Consider the following 17,422-nt stretch of genomic DNA (forward strand, 5'->3'; position numbering starts at 1 on the left):
ATTCCTGCTGCTTTCCCTGTCCGCCTGTGGTGCCTCGATGAAACCCAAGCCCGTCTATCGCGAAAATCCCCATCCCACCCAGGCCTACCGGCTGACGATGCGCATTGCGGATGCGCCGGGGCCGTTGAGAATCATGCAGAGCGTGGCCTGGTATGAGGTGACCAATACCGAGTGCTTGCCGCCGCCCATGGAGAACTTTGGAGGTGTCCCGTCACCCATTCCGTTGGGGGACATCCCGATAGCGCTGACACGCGTGGCTGAGAATGAGTACACGGGTGTCTTTTACCTGGACGGCATGATTGACGAGGACTACCACGGCCGGGGTGTGTGCCGCTGGGAGATGAGCCAGGTGCTGATACACCTGGAGGCCACCGGCGCCGAAGGAGAGACCCTGTTTACGGCGAATCTGGAACAGCGATGGGATGGGTTCTCTTCGGACAAGCCGAAAACGACCTACTACTGGAAAAAGCGATACCCCCATTCAATGGTGGAAAACTATCCCGACCACGGTGAGGCAGCACGAGAGGAATACCGTCCCGAACTCAGAGACGACCTGTTCACCATCACGCTGGTGGCTGAAGAGGTGACGCGATGAGGTTGAGCTCACAGCAATATGCGAATCTTTCAGAGCATTGCTATGACGATGCCAGGACACTGCGCTCTCAAGTCGGTAAGGTGGCGAATATTGGAGGTGCGCGCTACAAGGTGCACGAATACGTCAACAATCCGCTTACCGGTTACCAGGGCGTCATCTACCAGCATGTCGACAGCGGTGCGGTGGTGGTGGCGCACCGGGGCACGGAAGGGGGCCGTGAGCCTCTGCAGGACGCGTTGCTGACCGATGCGGGCATGGTGTTGGCGCGGCACAATCTACAGACGCCCGAAGCCATGCAGCTGACTCAGCGGGCCATCAGGATTGCGCAAGACTACGTTGCCAACAAGGGACGAGAAGTTGAGGTCACCGTCACCGGCCACTCCCTCGGCGGCGCGTTGGCCCAGATCACGGCCCATCATTTCAACCTGCGCGGCGAGACCTTCAACGCCTATGGCGCCGCCAGTCTCAACCAGCGCATCCCCACGGGCGGCACACAGATGATCAACCATGTGATGGCCACCGATGTGGTGAGTGCCGCCAGTCCGCACTATGGACAGGTCCGTACCTACGCCCTGGCCCATGAGGTGGAGACCCTGGTGCGCAAGGGCGGTTACGACAACCACGCTTCGCGCCTGACCGACCTGCGTTCGCCGCTGGCGGCGGCCAGTCAGTCGCTGGGTTCGCACTCCCTGCACCACTTTCTGGCGGTGGATGGGGTGGGGCGGCCGGACCGTTCGGTGTTGGGCGATGCACGGGCCGAAGCGCTGGCCACACAGTTCGCACCGATGATCGGGAAGTACCGCGACGACATGCGGGACATGCGACGGGGCATGACGCTGCTGGCAAGCGGTTCGCAGGATTTGTTGCAGGAAAGCATCGACCGACTGCGGGGACTGGGCCAGTCGCGTCAGCCAACCGGGCGCTCCGGCTCACCCTCGCCGGCTTTGTCGCTGGAACCCTATGGTGGCGCGTCTTGGCCGGGCTGGGGCGGTCACGCGCCGAGCCCGGGTAAGGGGCGCGGGGCGTTGTCCCCCGAGGTTGATGCCCTGCTCCAGGCGGCGGGTTCGGGCGATTCGCGGGCATTGGACCGTGCCCTGCGGGACCTGGCCGGTTCCGCGGAGGGACAGCGCTGGGAACAGGAATGGCGGGGTCTGCATAACGCGGCGGCTTCCCGGCCGGCCGCGCCACAGGCGGAGTTCCCACCCCCGGAGTCGCGCGGCGGACGGGTGCGCTAGCTAGCCGTTCAATCGTTCCCGCAGCACCGCGGCCACCCGCGCGGTTTCGCGCAGGGGTTCGACGTCGAACGGCGCCGGCTTGCCGTCCAGCGCCCGGATCCGGCCACTGGCGAGCAGGGCATCGAGAAAACGGCGCGGACGTCCACTGACGCGCCGTGGATCGAAGACGAACACCGGCGCGCGGGTGGCGCAGGCCTCGGAGATCATGTTGACCGAATCCGGCGAGCACACCAGCCGATCCGCCCAGGCCAGCAGGCCGGCATAGGGATTGGGGCCGTCGCTTGCGTCGAGCCAGGCCAGCCCCGGGGTTTCCACGAAACGATGACGCAGGGCGGCCCGCACCTGGGCATCGGTGCGACGCGAGGCGGTGATCAGCAGGCTGCCGCCATCCCGCGCCAGCATCGCCTCCAGGCGACCGGCCAGGACTTCGAAGGCATTGCGATCAAAGCGCGCGTGCGCGCTGCTGCCGCCCAGCAGCACGGCGGTGCGCGGCGACGGCAACTGGGCGAACGCGGCGAAATCCATGCGCGCGCGCGCCAGCCAGTCGTCGTCGATCGGATTCAGACTGCCCTGCACGGTGAGCACGTTGGCTGCGCTCAGGCCGTCGTGTGCGGGGACGATCACCCAGTCCCAGCACGCCGTGTCCAGGCGCGGATGCAGGATCTGCACGGTCCGCGCACCCTGCGCGCGCAGCAGCCGGGTCGCCAATGCGGCCTGGCGGCCACAGCCGATGGCCAGCCGGGGCGGCGATGCGAGTGCCTGCCGGAATGCCGGACCGAACGCGCCGGCGTCGCCCGGCAGCCGGCGCGGGGCGAACCAGCGCCAAGGGACGCGTGAGCGCAGGACCTGCGGCGCATGCGCTCCCATCCCCAGCGCCACGGCCAGCGCCTCGGCCTGGCGGACATTGCCGGCGTGGCCGTCGGTGAGCGTCCAGAGGGGCTCGGAAGGGGGGGCGGGGCGGTCTATTTGTTCCACCTGTCAAAACAATCCGTTCCGGAGCAGCCGGATGATCGTCAAAGTCGGGACACTCTACACTGGCGCCGTTGTGATTCGACCGGCCGGGCGAATCCGATGCGCCCGATACCGCCTCCTTCCGGATATACCCCCGCCGGGTCATCCGCTGGAGCTTCGGTCGCGCCGCCGCCTCGACCCGGCCTTGACGAAGCCTGCCGTATTCGAAAGACCACCACCCCCGGAGATTCCATCATGCGCAAGACCCTGTTGATTGCCGCCCTGTTCGCGTTCGCCGGTTCCGCGTTCGCCGCCCCGGTCACCTACAAGATCGATCCCAACCACACCGACGTGATCGCCCAGTGGAGCCACTTCGGCTTCTCCAACCCCAGCGCCCATTTCGGCAAGGCCGACGGCACCATCGTCTATGACGCCGAGAACGTGTCCGCGTCCAAGGTCGAGGTGACCCTGCCGCTGTCCGGTCTCAACAGCTTCGTCGCCGATTTCGACGAGCACCTGCGCAGCGCCGATTTCTTCGACGCCGCCAAGTTCCCGGCCGCCACCTTCAAGAGCACCAAGGTGGAAGCCGCCGGTGAAGGCAAGCTCAAGGTCACCGGCAACCTGACCATCAAGGACATCACCAAGCCGGTGGTGCTGGACGTGACCCTGAACAAGTCCGGCGAGCACGCCATGGCCAAGCGCGCCGCGATCGGTTTCGACGCCACCACCACCGTCAGCCGCACCGAGTTCGGCGTCGGCAAGTACGCGCCGGCGGTCAGCGACGAGGTGAAGCTGCGCATCACCACCGAAGCGCTGGTACCGAAGGAGTAAAGCCCCCCGGGGCCGGTACCCCCGCTTCCCTCCCCCGACCGGCCCACCCGCGCCGCCCGGCTCAACCGGGCGGCGTTTTTCTTTCTTGTCCGGCTCCGGTTCCCGGGCTGTTCCGGGCTGGCCAGGCGCACGCTCTCCGCCGTGCGCGGAGGCTCCGTTCCCGCGCCGGTGGTAGACTTCCCCGGTTTTCCCGAATCGCATTCGTCGCCATGAGCCAGACCGCCACCGCGCCCGCCAACGCCGAGAAGCGCTACACCGTGCACCGCGCGGACCTGCCGTTGAGCTGCCCGCTGCCGTCGATGGCCCTGTGGAACTCGCATCCGCGCGTGTACCTGCCGATCGAGGATGCCCCGGGCGGCGAAGTGCAGTGCCCGTACTGCGGCTCGCATTTCGTCCTCGCCGACTGATTCACGCCGGGCCACGATGCCCCGCCTGACCGTGGTGCAACTGCTGCCGGCGCTGGAGTCCGGCGGCGTGGAGCGATCGACGCTGGAGATCGCCGAGGCGCTGGTCCGGGCCGGGCACCGCGCCATCGTCGTTTCGGCGGGCGGCCGGCTGGTGCCCGTGCTGGAACAAGCGGGCGCCGAACACATCGCGCTCGACATCGGCCGCAAGTCGCTGCTGACCTTGCGGCACGTCCGCACCCTGCGCGATCTGTTCCTGCGCATCGGCCCCGATCTGGTGCATGCGCGCTCGCGGCTGCCGGCATGGCTGGGCTGGAAGGCGCTGGGCGCGATGCCTGCGGCGCGGCGCCCGGGTTTCATCACCACCGTCCATGGCCTCAACTCGCCGGGACTCTACAGCGGCATCATGACCCGCGGCGAACGCGTGATCTGCGTTTCCGAGACCGTGCGCAGGTACGTGCTGGAACACTATCCGCGTACCGATCCCGGCACGCTGCGGGTGATTCCGCGCGGCATCGATCCGACATGCTTCCCACATCGGGCATGGCCTGATCGCGCCATGCGCGAACATTTCGCCAACGAACACCCGGCGCTCGGCGGGCAGGGCCCGTTGCTGCTGCTGCCGGGTCGCGGCACCCGGTTGAAAGGCCACGGCGACGCGCTGGCGCTGCTCGGCCGGCTGCGCGCCGGGGGACTGGATGCGCGCCTGTGGATGCCGGGCGCGCGCGAAGCCGGACGCGAGCAGTACATCGATGAACTGGAGCAGCAGGCCCGACGGGGTGGTTTCGGCGATGCGCTGGTGATCACGCCGCCGACCGCGCGCATCGCCGATGCCTACGCCGCCTCGGATCTGGTGCTGCAGCTGTCGCGCAAGCCCGAGGCATTCGGCCGCACGGTCATCGAAGCCCTGTCGGTGGGACGCCCGGTAGCGGGCTGGGCCCATGGCGGCGTCGGTGAACTGCTCGCCGAATTGCAGCCGCAAGGCGCGGTGGCGCCCTTCGACGAGGATGCCCTGCTGCAAGCCGCGCACACGTTGCTGGCGTCGCATCCGGCGGCGCCAGCGGCTACGATGCCGGCCTACACCCTGCGCGCGATGCAGGACGCCACGCTCGCCACCTATCTTGAACTCGCCCATGACCGTCACCGGATCGCCGCTCACTGAGAACGCGCAACGCGCGCCGCACGGTTGGCGCTGGGCGCCGGCCTGGGTGCTGACGTTCGTCGCGTTGTGGCCAATGCCGGGGTTCGCCGAGGGCGTGATGGTGCTCGGCGCGCTGGCGGCGATCATCCGCCTGCTGATGGCGCGCTTCCGCGGCAGTGCCAGCCTGCTCAGCAATCCGGCCTGGGCGCTCACCAGCGTGATGTTCCTGGCCTACTGGCTGCCCGAGCTGATTTCGGCGGTCGAAGCGGTCGATTCCGCGCGCGCGCTGCGCGAGTCCGTGGTGGATCTGCGTTACCTGCCGTTCCTGTGGCTGGTGGCCGCCGCGGTGGCCAACGAGCGTGGCCGGCGGACGACGTTCGGCGGCCTCGCCATCATCGTGGCGGTATGGACCTGCGACGCGCTGCTGCAGGCGGTGTTCGGCACCAGTCCATTGTTCTGGAGCCTGGATCAGCTCAAGCAGCTGACCAGCGGGCATTCGATGTGCACGCCCGAGGATGTGGCGGTGGTGGATCGCCTCAGCGGCTTCCTGGGGCCCTGCAACCTCAAGCTGGGCGTGGTCCTGGCCAGCCTTTCGCCGTTCGTCCTGTTCGGCGCGGGCCGCAGGCTGGGCACCTTCGGGTGGATCGTGGCGGCCGCGGCGGTGGGCGTGGTGATCATCCTGGCCGGCGCGCGCGCGGCATGGATCACCTATGCCCTGGTCCTGGTTTTCTCCGGCCTGCCGTTGCTGGGCTGGAAGCGACTGCTGGCGGTGTTCGCCTTCGGCGCGCTGGCGCTGGTCGCGCTCGGCGTGGCCTCGCCGCAATTGCGGGAGCGCCTGGACCGCACCAGCCAGGCGCTGGCCGCCGACGAGGATGGCGTGGACATGGCGTTGTCCGGACGCGCGCAGATCTGGGGCGCCGCCTGGTGCATGGCCAAGGAGCAGCCGATCAACGGGGTCGGGGTGCGTGGCTTCCGCAAGGCGTTCCCCGCATGCGATCCGCTGCATGGCGGGCGTCCGGCCTGGGGCCAGGGGCCGGCATTGCATGCCCACCAACTGGTGCTGGAAGTGCTGAGCGAAACCGGCGTCATCGGTCTGCTGCTGTGGCTGGCCGGCGCCGCGCTGGCCTGGCGCGCGTGGCGCTATGCGACCCCGCAGGCCAAGGAACGCGCGCGCCCGGCCATGCTGGCGCTGGCGGTGACCGTGTTCCCGTTCAATACCCACCTGGCCTTCTATTCGACTTTCTGGGGCGGCCTGACCCTGATGCTGGCCGCGCTGTACACCGGCAGCCTGCTGGCACGCGAGGGCGGTTCGCCATCCGCGTCCTGAGTCAGTCGTAGCGTTTGCTGCGGCCTTCGGGCTGGCGTTTGAAACGGCGATGGATCCACAGGTACTGGGCCGGCGCTTCCCGCACCATCGCTTCGATCCGCGCGTTGACGCGGGTGCTGTCGGCCACCGCGTCCTGGGTGGGAAAATCCTCCAGCGGCGGCGCCACCCGCAGGATGTAGCGGCCGCCCTCCCGCCGGTGGAAGAACGGCACCACCGCGCAGCCGGTCAACCGCGCGAGTTGGTGGGTGGCGGTGATGGTGGCCGCCGGCACGCCGAAGAACGGCGCGAACACCGTGTCCTTGCCGCGCATGTCCTGATCCGGCGCGTACCAGAGAAAGCCGCCCTGCTTGAGGTGGCGGACCGCGCCGCGGATCTCGTCGTTGGTGAACATGTGGGTGGCGTAGCGCAGGCGGCCGCGCTTGACCGCCCATTCGAACACCGGGTTGCGGTGGCGGCGGTACATGCCGGCCAGCTCGATGTGATCGCAGATCAGCCGGCCGCACATTTCCAGGGTCATGAAATGCCCGGACACCATCAGCACGCCACGCCCCTGCGCGCGCAATGCCTGCAGGTGTTCCAGGCCTTCGATGGCCACGTCGCGCCGCATCGGCGCGATCGAGCCCCACCAGGCGCGCGCGAATTCGAACAGACCGACGCCCAGCGCCTGGAAGCTTTCCTTCAACAGCGCCTGCCGCTCGGCATCGCCCATCTGCGGGAAGCACAGCGCCAGGTTGACCTCCGCCGCGCGTCGCCGGGACGGCGCCAGGTAGGGCGCGACCCTGCCGATGCACCAGCCCAGTCCACGCTGCACCGGCCACGGCAGCCATGCCCCGGCGACCATGACGCCCAGGCCGCACCACTTCAGCCAGAGGCGCGGGGAGAACGGAGGGCGGGTGGGCATCTGCGGGGCGGCCATGGCTTAATTCTAGCGTCTTACCTATCCTTTCCCGATGCGGAAGGACTTCACCGAGCGTTTGTTGCGTGGCCTGTACTCGGGCGCGCTGTACCTGTTGACGCCGGTCACCGTGTACCACCTGATCTGGCGCGGTTTCCGCTTCGCCGAGTATTTCCAGCGCTGGAACGAACGTTTCGGCAGCTACGAGCGCAAGCCGGAGCCCGCCGACATCTGGCTGCATGCGGTATCGGTGGGCGAGGTCAATGCCGCCGCACCGGTGGTGGAAGCGCTGCGCCGCGTCCGGCCCGACCTGCGTTGGGTGGTCACCACCATCACCCCGACCGGATCCGAGCGGGTCGCGGCGTTGTGGGGCGACAGCGTCGAACACGTCTATGCGCCCTATGATCTCCCCGGCGCGGTCGGGCGCTTCCTCGATCACTATCGTCCCGCCATCGGACTGGTGATGGAGACCGAACTCTGGCCCAACCTGCTGTTCGGTTGCCAGGACCGGCATATCCCCACCTACATCCTCAACGGCCGTCTGTCCGCGCGCTCGCTGCGCGGCTACAGCGTGCTGCGGCCCTTGATCGCGCGCACCCTGCGCACCCTGCGCCGGATCGCCGCGCAGTCCGACGCCGACGCGCGCCGTTTCGTGGTGCTCGGCGCGGATCCGGAACAGGTGCGGGACATCGGCAACCTCAAGTTCGACGTGCGCGCGCCGGACGGCCTGAACACCCTGGTGGCCGGATTCCGCGAGAGCGTCGGTCAGCGGCCGGTCTGGATCGCGGCCAGCACCCATGAAGACGAGGAATCGGCCGTGCTGGCGATCCATCGCCATCTGCGCCGGCAGTGGCCGGATCTGCTGCTGCTGTGGGCACCGCGCCACCCGGAACGCTTCGTGCGCGTGCAGGAGGCGGCCGAAGCCGCGCACCTGCGCACCGGAACACGCCGTGGACAGCGCTGGCCCGGTGCCGATACCGATGTGTTCGTCATCGACACGCTGGGTGAATTGGCCTCGCTCTATGCCTGTGCCGATGTCGCTTTCGTCGGCGGCAGCCTGCAGCCGATCGGTGGACACAATCTGCTGGAACCGGCGGCGGTGGGAACGCCGACGGTGACCGGCCCCCATCTGCACAACTTCGTCGAGATCACCAAATTGCTCAAGGAAGCCGATGCCTTGATCGTGGGCCAGGACGCGCAGGCGGTGGCCGCGGGCGTGCAGCGCCTGCTGGCCGACCCGGTGGAACGGCAACGCATGTCCGACAATGGACGCGCGCTGGTCGAGCACGGGCGCGGCGCGCTGGCGCGCACGCTGGCGATGATCGAGCCCGATCTGCCGCCCGCCGTGGATTGATGCGCCGATGAATGCCTCCCTTCCGTCGCCGCAATCACTGGCCGGCGTCCGCGTACTGGATCTGTCGAGGGTGCTGGCGGGCCCCTGGTGCACCCAGACCCTCGCGGACCTGGGCGCCGACGTGATCAAGATCGAACGTCCCGGCAGCGGCGACGACACGCGCGGCTGGGGACCGCCGTTCCTGCGCGATCGCGCGGGCGGGGAAACCGGCGAGTCCGCCTACTATCTGTGCGCCAACCGCAACAAGCGCTCGCTCGCGGTCGACATCGCTTCGTCCGCCGGACAGGCCGTGATTCGACGACTGGCGCGCGACTGCGACGTGGTGGTCGAGAACTTCAAGGTCGGCGACATGGCCCGCTATGGCCTGGACGCGGACAGCCTGCGTACCGCCGATCCGCGCCTGATCTATTGCTCGATCACCGGCTATGGACAGACCGGCCCGTATGCGCGCCGTCCCGGCTACGACTTCGCGATGCAGGGGCTGGGCGGTCTGATGAGCGTGACCGGCGAGCGCGATGGCCTGCCCGGTGCGGGGCCGCAGAAGGTAGGCGTCGCCGTCGCGGATCTGTTCACCGGCATGTACGCCACGGTCGCCATCCTGGCGGCGCTGCGGCATCGCGATGCGACCGGGGAAGGGCAAGTCATCGACATGGCCCTGCTCGATGCGCAGGTGGCGATGCTCGCCAATCTGGGCAGTCAGTACCTGGTGGGCGGGAGTGTGCCGCACAGGATGGGCAACGGCCATCCCAGCATCGTGCCGTACCAGGCGTTCGAGACCGCCGACGGCCACGTCATCCTCGCGGTGGGCAACGATGCGCAGTTCGCGCGCTTCTGCGCGATCGCCGGACATCCGGAATGGGCCGGCGATCCCCGCTTCGCGCGCAACGCCGATCGCGTGCGCAACCGGGAGGCGCTGGTACCGTTGATCGCCGGCGTGATGCAACGCCGCGGCCGCGCGGCGTGGCTGGCCGCGCTGGAAGCGGCCGGCATTCCCTGCAGCCCGGTCAACGGCATCGACGAAGTGTTCGCGGATCCGCAGGTGCGTGCCCGCGGTCTGCAGGTGGACATCGATCATCCGGAACAGGAGGCATTGCCGATGGTGGCCAGTCCGTTGCGCCTGTCGGCGACACCGGTGCGTTATCGCCGCGCGCCGCCGATGCTCGGACAGCACACGGAGGATGTCCTGCGCGAATCCGGTTGGTCGGTACAGGAAATCGACGAGCTCCGTGCACAGGGCGTCGTTGGCTGACGCCATCGCTGCTCGCTGCATGGCAGGGCAAAAAAAAACGGCGGGCCTGGCCCGCCGTCTTTCGTTCCCGCAGTGAATCGCCGATCAGTTCGTGGTGCTAGCCGGAGCCAGGCGGGCTTCGGCGTTGACGGTCAGCAGGCGGTTCACGTCCTCGATGTCGGTGCGCTCCAGAGTGCCGGCGGCCTGCTCCAGCAGCAGCCGGTTCTGCAGGTACTGGTACTTGGAGCGGGCGTACTCGACCTGCGCCTGGAACAGCGTGCGCTGGTTCTGCAGCACATCCAGCACGGTGCGGGTACCGACTTCCAGACCGACTTCGGAAGCGTCATAGGCGCTCTGCGCCGACACAACCGCCAGGCGACGAGCCTCGACTTCGCTCACGCCCGCGACCAGCGCCTGGTAGACGTTGCTGGTGTTGCGGACCAGGGCGCGCTTGGTCTGCTCGACGGTGTCGTCGGCGACGTCGCGTTGGGCCAGGGCCTGGCGCACACGCGACTGGGTGGCACCGCCGGCAAACAGCGGCACGTTCAGGGTGACGCCCCACTTGTAGCCTTCATTGTCCCGCGAGGTGCCCGGGCTGCCGGGGCCATGCACGGAATCCCAACTGGCGCCGTTGTTGTAGCTGCCGAGGAAACTGAGCGTGGGATAGTGGCCGGCGCGCGCGCTGGACACGCCAAAGTCGGCGGCCTGCTTCTGGAACTCGGCGGCCTTCAGCGCCGGATTCTGCTCCACTGCGCGATCCACCCAGCCCTGCGCCGACTGCTCGGCCGGCAGTTCGGGACGGAAATCGTCCGGCAGGCCCTGCAGGTTGCTGATCGGCTGGCCGGTCAGCTCCGTCAGTGCGCGATAGGTGTCGTCCAGGGTGTTGCGGCTCAGGATGGTGCTTGCGCGGGCACTGTCGTACTGCGCACGGGCTTCATGCACGTCGGTGATCGGCGCCAGACCGACCTCGAGGCGCTTCTGGGTGTAGTCGAACTGCTTCTTGGCGGCGGCTTCGTTGGTCTGGGCCGCGGCCAGCGACTCGATCGCGATCAGCACATCGAAGTAGGCCGCCGAGGTGCGGGTGATCAGTTCCTGGTTCGACGAGTTGAGGTTGTAATCGGCCGCGGCGCTGTTGGCGCGTTCGGCGCGCAGGTTGGAGATGCGGCTCCAGTCGAAGATCGACTGGCTCAGCGTGGCGCCGTACGAACGGCCCTTGGTGTCACCGACCGAGACGACATTGCCCAGCGCGTCGGTCTGGAAACTGCCGGGACGGCTGCTGTGGGTACGATCGTAACCGACCGAGCCATCGAGCTGCGGCAACAGCGCGGCACGCGCCTGGACCTTGCCTTCCTTGGTGTTCAGCGTATTGGCCTCTGCGATCGACAGCTGGGTATCGCCGGTCCGGGCCAGATCGAAGGTCTGGAGCAGGTCGGTGGCGCTGGCGCTGAAGGGCAGGGCAAGGGCGAGCGCGAGTACGAGGGGGCGACGGCTCATGCGGGTTCCTTATTTATCCTTAGAAAACGAACTTCGGCGCCGGGGCGGCACCGACAAGGTAGGCGAGATCGGTTTCGAACAACGATTCGATGCGGGCGCCGTTGACATCGGCGTGGTGCAGCACCGCTTCCATCACCGGTGACTGGCCACGGACCACGAACAGGCGGCCGCCCGGACGCAGCCATTCCAGGAAGCGCTCCGGGATGCTTTCCACCGCCGCGGTCACGCAGATCGCGTCGAACCGGCGATCGGTGGTGTAGTGCAGCGCGTCCGCGGTCTCGACGCGGACATTGTTGCCCAGCCCGGTGCGCTCAAGGCGCTCACGGGCAGCGGCGGCGAGTTCGGGCTGGATTTCCAGGCTGACCACATCGCGCGCGAGCGCGCCGAGGCAGGCGGCCAGGTAACCGCTGCCCGTGCCGATCTCCAGCACTTCTTCATCGGACTGGATGTTCAGCGCCTGCAGGGTACGACCCTCGAGGACCGGCTTCATCATTTTCTGGCCGTGGCCCAGCGGGATTTCCAGGTCCGCATACGCCAGGGCGCGATGAATCTCCGGCACGAACGCCTCGCGCGGCAGTGCGGACAGCACGTCCAGCACGCGAACTTCCAGCACGTCCCAGGGACGTACCTGCTGTTCGACCATGTTTTCGCGGGCGAGGGAATAATCGATCGTCATGGGGGAAGTCATCCGGCGCGTGGGACAGGGCCGAGCATTTTACCGGGACGGCTCCGGTCGCGCTCGGGAAGGATCGCGGCTGGCCCCCCCATGGCGCAGTGCCGGAAGTCACCGCGACCTCCGTCGGCAATCCGGGGCCGCACGAGCCTAGCGCTTGCCATACGCCCGCAGGAACAAGTCCACGCAGGCGTCGAGATGGCTGGCGACGTCGCCACGGCCCGGCCGTTCGCCGAAGCCGCACATCATGCGCCCGTGGAGGTCCCCCTTGATCAGGGTGAAGAACTGCTCGGCGGCCCGGGGAACGTCCGGGATGTCCAGTTCCCCGGCATCCACCCGCGCCTGCAGCAGGCCGGCGAAGGCGTCATGGGTCCGTTGCGGCCCGGCCTGCCAGAACACCTGTTTCAGGTTGTCGTCGATATTGCCCGGGACCATCATCATCCGCTGGGTGCTGATGGCCTCGTCACTGCTGATCAGCGCGAAAAAAGCCTGGGCGATGACCCGGAGCTGGTCGCGCAGCGGCCCCTCCAGCTCGATCTGGAACAGATCGTCGGGCAGCATTTCCTCGCACTTGGCCCGCACCGCCTCGGTGAACAAGGCTTCCTTGTCACCGAAGTGGCTGTATACGGTCAGTTTGGAAACGCCGGCTTCGGCGGCGATCTGATCCATCGAAGTGCCGCCGAAGCCCTCGCGGGCGAACAGCCGCTTGGCGGCGTCCAGGATGGCGGCGCGCTTGCCGAGATCCTTGGGACGTCCGGGCCCGGGAGCGGGCTTGGCGGCGGATCGGCGGCTGGCGGGAGGTACGGGGCTGGCCATTCGGCAATACTAGACTACTCGGTTCGATATTTATACTATACCGGCAAGTCCATTAATTACTGAATGACAACGGAGTCGCCATGCACGGGCAGGGCTTGCGCGGGATCGGAATGGGTCTATTCCTCGGATTGGCGTTGTCGGCCTGCGGGGACGGCGGGGAAACCGCGGAAACTCCGCGTCCGGCCATGGTGGTGCATCCCTCCGGAGGTGTGGAAGCCGCGCTGACGGCCTATGCCGGCGAGGTGCGCGCACGCGAGGAAAGCCCGCTGTCATTCCGGGTTGGCGGCAACCTGACCCGGCGCAATGTCGATGCCGGCGCGCGGGTCCGCCGCGGCGAGATCCTGGCGCTGCTGGATGCGGGCGATTTCGGCCTGCAGGAACAGGCCGCGCGCGCCGAACTGGCGGCGGCCGAGGCCGAGCTGGCGCGTACCCGCGGCGATCGTGATCGCTACGCGAAGCTGGTGGAGCAGGCGGTGGTCAGCCGTTCGGCCTACGACGCGCAGGTCGCGGCCTGGAAGGCGGCCGAGGGACGCGCGCGCGCGGCGCGCGCGCAGATGGAGGTGATGCGCAATCAGGCCGGCTACTCGCAGTTGCGGGCGCCGCGCGATGGCGTGATCGCCAGCCGCCAGGCCGAAGCCGGCCAGGTGGTGGCCGCCGGACAGACCATCTATACGCTGGCCGCCGACGGCGGACGCGAGGTGGCGATCGGCTTGCCCGAAAACCGCATCCGCGAGTTCAGCGTCGGCCAGCCGGTGCTGGTGGAGTTGTGGAACGCGCCGGATGAGCGCCTGCCCGGCGCCGTCCGCGAGATCGCGCCGGCGGCGGACCCGCAGACCCGCACCTACGCGGCGCGGGTCAGCCTGGTCGGCGAGGCGGTCAACGCAGTCGAACTCGGCCAGAGCGCACGTGTCTACGTGCAGGAACAGGGTGCGAAGGCGGCGCTGAAACTGCCGCTGTCCGCCGTGCAACGCGGCGCCCAGGGAGGCACCGCCGTCTGGGTCGTCGATCCGAAGACCGGCAAGGTGGCGCTGCGCCCGGTTCGCCTGGGTGCCTACGGCGATACCGAAGTGCCGGTGCTGTCCGGCGTCGCCGCGACCGACTGGGTGGTGGCCGGCGGTGGCCACCTGCTGCGCGAAGGCGTGGCGGTGACCCCGGTCGATCGCGACAACCGTCCCGTGCTGGCCGTGCCCGCCAAGGGCGCGCCGTGATGAAGGCGCCGGCAACGAAGGACCGCATGCCCGCAGGGGTTCCGGACGCCATGTGCGCTGAAGGGGACCGCTGACCATGCGCCGCTTCAATGTTTCCGAATGGGCGCTGACCAATCGCTCGCTGGTGTTGTTCGCGATGATCGTGCTGGCACTGATCGGCGCCTGGTCGTACCGCCATCTCGGCCAGTCCGAGGACCCGCCGTTCACCTTCAAGGCGATGGTCGTGCGCACGGTCTGGCCGGGCGCGACCGCGGACGAAGTGTCCAAGCAGGTCACCGAGCGCATCGAGAAGGCGCTGATGACCACCGGCAAATACGAGTTCATCCGCTCCTATTCGCGCGCCGGTGAATCGCAGGTCATTTTCATGGCCCGCGACTCGCTCAACTCCAGGGACATTCCCGAACTCTGGTACCAGATCCGCAAGAAGGTCGGCGACGTCCGTTACACGATGCCCGAAGGCGTGGTCGGACCGTTCTTCAACGACGAGTTCGGCGACACCTTCGGCAACATCTATGCGCTGACCGGACCGGGCTTCGACTATGCGGTGATGAAGGACTACGCCGATCGCATCCAGCTGGAACTGCAGCGCGTATCCGACGTCGGCAAGGTGGAACTGGTCGGTCTGCAGGACGAGAAGATCTGGATCGAACTGTCCAATACCAAGCTGGCGACCCTGGGCATTCCGTTGACCGCCGTGCAGCAGGCGCTGGACGAGCAGAACGCGATGACGCCGGCCGGTTTCTTCGAGACCCCGTCCGATCGCGTGCAACTGCGGGTCAGCGGTGAGTTCAGCTCGGTCGAGGAGATCCGCGAATTCCCCATCCACGCCGGTGGCCGCACGGTGCGGCTGGGCGACATCGCCGAAGTGCGGCGCGGCTTCGCGGATCCGTCCGCGCCGAAGATGCGTTTCATGGGCGAAGACGCCATCGGCATCGCGGTGGCGATGAAGGACGGCGGTGACATCCTCAAGCTCGGCGATACCCTGGAACACGAATTCCAGCGCCTGCAGAAGACCCTCCCGGTCGGCATGCAGTTGCGCAAGGTGTCCGACCAGCCGCACGCGGTGGAGGAGTCGGTCGGCGAGTTCGTGCGGGTGCTGACCGAAGCGGTCGTCATCGTGCTGGTGGTCAGCTTCTTCTCGCTGGGCCTGCGCACCGGCCTGGTGGTGGCGGTCTCGATCCCGCTGGTGCTCGCGATGACCTTCGCGGTGATGCACTACTTCGGGATCGGCCTGCACAAGATTTCGCTGGGTGCACTGGTGCTGGCGCTGGGCCTGCTGGTGGACGACGCGATCATCGCGGTGGAGATGATGGCCATCAAGATGGAGCAGGGCTACGACCGGCTGAAGGCGGCGAGTTACGCCTATGAGTCGACTGCCTTCCCGATGCTGACCGGCACGCTGGTCACCGCGGCGGGCTTCCTGCCCATTGCGACCGCAGCCTCCAGCACCGGCGAGTACACCCGGTCGCTGTTCCAGGTGGTGACAATCGCACTGGTGGTGTCGTGGATCGCGGCGGTGCTGTTCATCCCGTACCTGGGCGACAAGATGTTGCCGGATCTGGATCAGCCGCGCGTTCCGAAGCCTGGTTCGCTGGCCGCGCGCTGGCACGGGCTGCGCGCGCGCCTGGCCGACCGTCATCCGGCCCTGGCTGGATGGCTGGAACCGGCGCCGCACGATGCGCACGAGCATGATCCCTACCAGCGGCCGTTCTACCAGAAATTCCGCAAGCTGCTGGATGCCTGCCTGCGCCATCGCTGGCTGGTGATTGGCGTGACCGCGCTGGCGTTCGTGCTGTCGATCGTGATGTTCCGCTTCATACCCCAGCAGTTCTTCCCCGATTCGGTGCGTCCGGAGCTGATGGTGGATCTGGAACTGGCCGAAGGCAGTTCGCTCAAATCCACCGACGCGCAGGCGCGCCTGCTCGAGAAGCTGCTGGGCAAGCGCGAAGGCATACGGAACTACGTGGCTTACATCGGCACCGGCTCGCCGCGTTTCTATCTGCCGTTGGACCAGCAATTGCCGCAGGCCAATTTCTCGCAGTTCGTGGTGCTGGCCAGCGACATCGAATCGCGCGAGGCGACGCGCAAGTGGCTGATCGAGGAAGTCGCGCCGCAGTTCCCGCAATTGCAGTTCCGGGTAACCCGGCTGGAGAACGGGCCGCCGGTCGGCTATCCGATCCAGTTCCGGGTCTCCGGCGAGCACATCGAGCGCGTGCAGGCGCTGGCGCGCCAGGTGGCCGAAAAGGTGCGCGCGAACCCCCATGTCGCCAACGTCAATCTGGACTGGGACGAACCCAGCAAGATCGTGCGCCTGGTGATCGATCAGGATCGCGCGCGCGCGCTGGGCGTCAGCACCGCCCAGGTATCCCACTTCCTGACCAGTTCGCTGTCGGGTCTGCATGTCAGCACCTACCGGGAAGGCAACGAACTGGTCGAGATCCTGCTGCGCGGCCCGGAACGGGAGCGCGCGCGCATGGATCTGGTGGGCAGTCTGGCGGTTCCGACCAGCAACGGCGGCAGCGTGCCGCTGTCGCAGATAGCGAATCTGGAGTACGCGTTCGAGGACGGCATCATCTGGCATCGCAACCGCCTGCCGACGGTGACCGTGCGCGCGGATCTCAACACCGACGCGCTGACACCGCCCACCGTGGTGGGGCAGATCCAGCCGACCCTGGAGGACATCCGCAAGGCGCTGCCGGAAGGCTATCTGCTGGAGACCGGCGGCACCGTCGAGGACTCGGCGCGTGGCCAGAACTCGATCAACGCCGGCATGCCGCTGTTCCTGCTGGTGGTCGCGACCCTGCTGATGCTGCAACTCCGCAGTTTCCCGCGGATGGCGCTGGTCGCGCTGACCGCGCCACTGGGGTTGATTGGCGTGACCCTCGCGCTGCTGATCTTCCGGGTGCCGTTCGGGTTCGTCGCCATGCTCGGCACCATCGCCCTGGCCGGCATGATCATGCGCAACTCGGTGATCCTGGTGGATCAGATCCAGCAGGACATCGATGCCGGCCACGATCGCTGGCACGCGATCATCGACGCGACCGTACGCCGGTTCCGGCCGATCGTGCTGACCGCGCTGGCGGCGGTGCTGGCGATGATTCCGCTGTCGCGCAGCGCCTTCTTCGGACCAATGGCGGTGGCGATCATGGGTGGCCTGACCGTGGCGACCCTGCTGACGCTGTTGTTCCTGCCGGCGCTGTATGCGGCGTGGTTCAAGGTGAAGCCGGAGGAGGGCGACGCGGCTTGACTCGGGGGAGGCCCGGGGCCACG

General features: G+C 67.7%; 15 protein-coding genes. 10 read left to right on the plus strand and 5 right to left on the minus strand.

Annotated elements, in window-relative coordinates:
* Positions 1-595 (plus strand): hypothetical protein (locus AC3DEZ_RS09220; RefSeq protein WP_488387955.1); only part of this gene is annotated, 595 nt, incomplete at its 5' end.
* A 2-nt stretch (positions 596-597) separates the two neighbouring features.
* On the plus strand, positions 598-1,830 hold the full coding sequence (locus AC3DEZ_RS09225; protein WP_488387956.1) for a Tle-like phospholipase domain-containing protein: 1,233 nt from the start codon (positions 598-600) through the stop codon (positions 1,828-1,830).
* Here the strand turns inward: AC3DEZ_RS09225 and AC3DEZ_RS09230 are convergent, their stop codons facing one another.
* Positions 1,831-2,805: a mitochondrial fission ELM1 family protein gene (locus tag AC3DEZ_RS09230; protein ID WP_488387957.1), complete on the minus strand. Its 975-nt coding sequence runs from the start codon at positions 2,803-2,805 to the stop codon at positions 1,831-1,833. It abuts the gene before it with no gap.
* 231 nt (positions 2,806-3,036) lie between these two features.
* Here AC3DEZ_RS09230 and AC3DEZ_RS09235 point away from each other — a divergent pair, with 231 nt between their 5' ends.
* The 4 genes from AC3DEZ_RS09235 to AC3DEZ_RS09250 all read left to right on the plus strand — a co-directional run bounded on the left by AC3DEZ_RS09235 (position 3,037) and on the right by AC3DEZ_RS09250 (position 6,484).
* Entirely contained in the window at positions 3,037-3,612 is a 576-nt protein-coding gene (locus tag AC3DEZ_RS09235; protein WP_488387958.1) for a YceI family protein, read from the plus strand.
* Between the two features lie 209 nt (positions 3,613-3,821).
* Positions 3,822-4,019 carry a zinc-finger domain-containing protein gene (locus AC3DEZ_RS09240; RefSeq protein ID WP_141455457.1) on the plus strand — a complete coding sequence of 66 codons (198 nt, stop codon included), beginning with the start codon at positions 3,822-3,824 and terminating at the stop codon, positions 4,017-4,019.
* 16 nt (positions 4,020-4,035) lie between these two features.
* Positions 4,036-5,178: a glycosyltransferase gene (locus AC3DEZ_RS09245; protein ID WP_488387959.1), complete on the plus strand. Its 1,143-nt coding sequence runs from the start codon at positions 4,036-4,038 to the stop codon at positions 5,176-5,178.
* A complete protein-coding gene (locus tag AC3DEZ_RS09250) occupies positions 5,150-6,484 on the plus strand; it encodes an O-antigen ligase family protein (protein ID WP_447103555.1) in 1,335 nt (444 codons plus the stop codon). Before AC3DEZ_RS09245 ends, AC3DEZ_RS09250 begins: the two co-directional genes overlap by 29 nt.
* A gap of 1 nt (position 6,485) precedes the next feature.
* Here the strand turns inward: AC3DEZ_RS09250 and AC3DEZ_RS09255 are convergent, their stop codons facing one another.
* Positions 6,486-7,385 (minus strand): LpxL/LpxP family Kdo(2)-lipid IV(A) lauroyl/palmitoleoyl acyltransferase, encoded by a 900-nt coding sequence (locus AC3DEZ_RS09255; RefSeq protein WP_488388289.1) that lies wholly within the window; start codon positions 7,383-7,385, stop codon positions 6,486-6,488.
* A gap of 49 nt (positions 7,386-7,434) precedes the next feature.
* On the opposite strand from AC3DEZ_RS09255, the gene waaA reads away from it, so the two are divergent.
* On the plus strand, positions 7,435-8,733 hold the full coding sequence (waaA, locus tag AC3DEZ_RS09260; protein WP_488387960.1) for a lipid IV(A) 3-deoxy-D-manno-octulosonic acid transferase: 1,299 nt from the start codon (positions 7,435-7,437) through the stop codon (positions 8,731-8,733).
* A 7-nt stretch (positions 8,734-8,740) separates the two neighbouring features.
* A complete protein-coding gene (locus AC3DEZ_RS09265; RefSeq protein ID WP_488387961.1) occupies positions 8,741-9,982 on the plus strand; it encodes a CaiB/BaiF CoA transferase family protein in 1,242 nt (413 codons plus the stop codon).
* Positions 9,983-10,066: 84 nt separating this feature from the next.
* Here the strand turns inward: AC3DEZ_RS09265 and AC3DEZ_RS09270 are convergent, their stop codons facing one another.
* The 3 genes from AC3DEZ_RS09270 to AC3DEZ_RS09280 all read right to left on the minus strand — a co-directional run bounded on the left by AC3DEZ_RS09270 (position 10,067) and on the right by AC3DEZ_RS09280 (position 12,944).
* Entirely contained in the window at positions 10,067-11,455 is a 1,389-nt protein-coding gene (locus AC3DEZ_RS09270) for a TolC family outer membrane protein (RefSeq protein WP_447103552.1), read from the minus strand.
* A gap of 19 nt (positions 11,456-11,474) precedes the next feature.
* Complete coding sequence (locus AC3DEZ_RS09275) at positions 11,475-12,131, minus strand: protein-L-isoaspartate O-methyltransferase family protein (protein ID WP_488387962.1); 657 nt, start codon at positions 12,129-12,131, stop codon at positions 11,475-11,477.
* Between the two features lie 147 nt (positions 12,132-12,278).
* A complete protein-coding gene (locus tag AC3DEZ_RS09280; protein WP_447103550.1) occupies positions 12,279-12,944 on the minus strand; it encodes a TetR/AcrR family transcriptional regulator in 666 nt (221 codons plus the stop codon).
* A gap of 110 nt (positions 12,945-13,054) precedes the next feature.
* Between AC3DEZ_RS09280 and AC3DEZ_RS09285 the strand changes: the two genes are divergently transcribed.
* Positions 13,055-14,152: an efflux RND transporter periplasmic adaptor subunit gene (locus AC3DEZ_RS09285; protein WP_488387963.1), complete on the plus strand. Its 1,098-nt coding sequence runs from the start codon at positions 13,055-13,057 to the stop codon at positions 14,150-14,152.
* Between the two features lie 76 nt (positions 14,153-14,228).
* Complete coding sequence (locus AC3DEZ_RS09290) at positions 14,229-17,399, plus strand: efflux RND transporter permease subunit (RefSeq protein ID WP_488387964.1); 3,171 nt, start codon at positions 14,229-14,231, stop codon at positions 17,397-17,399.
* Positions 17,400-17,422: the final 23 nt, after the last annotated feature.

The sequence above is a fragment of the Pseudoxanthomonas sp. 134C1 genome (assembly GCF_057773065.1).